At 70.8% G+C, this 906-nt stretch carries 1 pseudogene; it reads left to right on the top strand.

Features of this window, described 5'->3' with window-relative positions:
* Nucleotides 1–555: 555 nt before the first annotated feature.
* A pseudogene (locus CA983_RS48750) lies at nucleotides 556–906 on the top strand (hypothetical protein); the annotation flags it as partial.

Genomic DNA, 906 nt, shown 5'->3' with positions numbered 1-906 from the left:
CTTCGGCACCACTCGGGCAAGAAGGCCGGCGAGGCGCTGTCGGTGACGGCGGCGTCGGCGGTCGTGGACGAGGTGGAGGCGGCGCGCTGGATGACGGTGCAGCGGCGTGCGGGGGCGCGGGGCCGGAATCTGTACATCGCGCATGACCTTGCTCCGGAGGCCCGTACGGACGTCCCGGCCGACCGCTCCGGCGGTGCTCCGGAGGCTGCTGAGGCGGCTGTGGACAGTGGTTCTGAAGGATCGGGCAGTTCCCAAGTTGGTGAGGGATCGGGTTCCCCGGTTGGTGAGGGATCCCTCGCGAATAGGGAAGTACCTATGACTGACTCACCTGATGACGGGCGTGCGCTCTTGTCACCCGCCGTAGGCGAGGTACAGGTGGGTAAGGCGGCTGGGCCTGTGGAAAACCCGGCCGGTGGTGAAGCTGCGGCTGCTGCGGGCGAAGGTGGTCTCGCGCTTCGCGCGGGTGGACAGAACCAGCCCTCCCCCTCGAAGCCGAAGAACCGCAGCAGCCGGGACGGGGCCGCGGCCGGGTCGTACGGCGGCCCGTGTCTGGCGATGAACGCTCAGATCTACGCCGTCCTGGAACCGGTGCACGTGCTGCTGGAGCAGGTGAACGACTTCGTGGCGCGGAAGGTGGCCCGTGAGGTGGGGCGCCAGCTGAGCGAGGGCACCTCGCCCGAGCGGATGCAGCACCGGCTGACCGCCCGGCTGGCCAAGGTGATGCTCTCCGACATCCGGGACCCGGGCCGCTGGCTGCTGGGTGTGGCTCTGCCCCGGTGGGGCTGCGGCTACCAGGACTGCGAGGCCGGTGTGATCTGGCGGACCGGCGCTGCGTGCGAGATTTGCGCGGAGGTCGTCCAGGACAAGGCCGCCGCCCGGCAGCGCGCCCGGCGCATCGCCCAGGGC

Origin of the sequence: Streptomyces swartbergensis (genome assembly GCF_002148965.1) — a bacterium.
GTDB lineage: Bacteria > Actinomycetota > Actinomycetes > Streptomycetales > Streptomycetaceae > Streptomyces > Streptomyces swartbergensis.
The sequence above is the reverse complement of the archived record's forward strand: the minus strand, read 5'-3'. Positions and strand labels throughout refer to the sequence as shown.